Origin of the sequence: Flavobacterium sp. LC2016-23 (assembly GCF_009674775.1) — a bacterium.
In the GTDB taxonomy this organism is placed as follows: Bacteria; Bacteroidota; Bacteroidia; order Flavobacteriales; family Flavobacteriaceae; genus Flavobacterium.
Genome location: NZ_WKKE01000058.1, coordinates 1 through 1,637, shown reverse-complemented (window position 1 = coordinate 1,637; position 1,637 = coordinate 1). Strand labels below are relative to the sequence as shown.

General features: G+C 39.5%; 1 protein-coding gene. It reads right to left on the bottom strand.

Features of this window, described 5'->3' with window-relative positions; translation table 11 throughout:
• A partial coding sequence (locus GJU43_RS22675) for a condensation domain-containing protein (RefSeq protein ID WP_154344178.1) occupies positions 1 to 1,637 on the bottom strand: 1,637 nt, incomplete at both ends.

Below are 1,637 nucleotides of genomic sequence, written 5' to 3'. Positions count from 1 at the left end.
TTCCTTTATAACTACTATCGTATTTTGATAATTCTGAAATAGTAAGTTCCAGTTTTGAAACGGATGCTTCAATTTCTATATTCTGACTTACAATGAGTACGTCTAATCCGCTGTCTGTTATCAGGTAATTTTGACGTGCCGCAGGATAGTCTTTGTCAATAGGAATATACGCTGCCCCGGATTTTAAAACCCCGAGCATGGCAATAATCATATCAAAATCACGATTAGTCATTAATCCAATGACTTTTCCGGTTTTTATCTGATATTCTTTCACTAACTGATCCGCCAGTTGATTCGAAAGTGCTTCTACCTGCTCATAACTAAGACTTTCTCCCTGATAAGTTAGACATTTTGAATTCGGCGTTTTGGAAACCTGTTTTCTGAATAAATCAATGATAGACGCTGCTTCATAGGCATTGGTTTCTCCTTTGCTGAAATTTAGAATTGTCGCTTCTTCTGATGCTGACAGGATGTTATAGTTTTCAATAGCCTGCGCCGGATGGGCTATTACTTTGGATAAAATATTTTCAAAAGAATTAATAAAAACTTCTAATTGTTCAGCCTTGTAAAGTGCTGTATTGTAACGAACGGTTAATGATAAAGTATCGTTGTTTTCTTTGAATTCCAATAGCAAATCGTTCAGACTTGTTGGTGTTTCGATAGTCTCACTGCTAATGGAGACGTCTTCGATTAAATCGTTAAAACCTAATGCATTTTCGAAGTTCTGGAACAATACCAAAACATCCAATAGCGGTAGTTTACCCATAATCCTTGGTAAGCCCAATTCCGAAATCAGCGTATCAAACGGGTACGACTGATGGCTGTATCCTGCCAATAATTCCTGATGTACTGTCGATAATAATTCGGTAAAACTGTTTTCAGCTGAAAAACCGATTCGAATCGGAAGTAAATTTAAATAATACCCTACCTGATCCTCCAGATCCTGGTGTATTCTTCCGGCGGTATCGGTTCCGATAATCAGATCTGTTTGTCCGGTAAGTTGATAAAATACACTACTCAAAACACTCATGATGCCCGTAAAAGTGGTCACCTGATGTGCCGCACAAAGTGTTTTTAATTCCTTAGTGATTTCAGGGCTGAAACTGTGATGTAAATAGGCTCCCGAAAAAGACAGCGCATCCCCGCCATTTTTGGCAAAAGGCAATGCTAAAGCCGGTAGTTCACCTGAAAAACGATTCAGCCAATAGGTACGCGAAGCTTCATAGGAAGCAGTCGCAACATACGAATGGTACCAGGATACATAATCTTTGTATTGTAAACGCAGCGGTGAAAGTGCCGGTTCGCTTCCTAAACTATACGATTTATAAAGCGATTGTAATTCCTTGCTGATGATATCAACAGACCAGCCATCGCTGATAATATGATGAATGACAAAAATAAAATAATACTGTGAGTCGGCTATTTTTATAAGCTCTACACGAAGCAACGGCCCTTTCGATAAATCAAAACTGCTGTTGGCCACTTCATAGGCGCGTGATTTGGCTAAAGCTTCTGGTGCAGATTGAGCACTGAAATCCAATTGGGTAACTTCAAAGTCAAAAGAAGCGGCAGGGATTACCTGTTGGACTATTTCACCGGCTTCGGTTTTGAAAATGGTACGCAAACTGTCATGACGG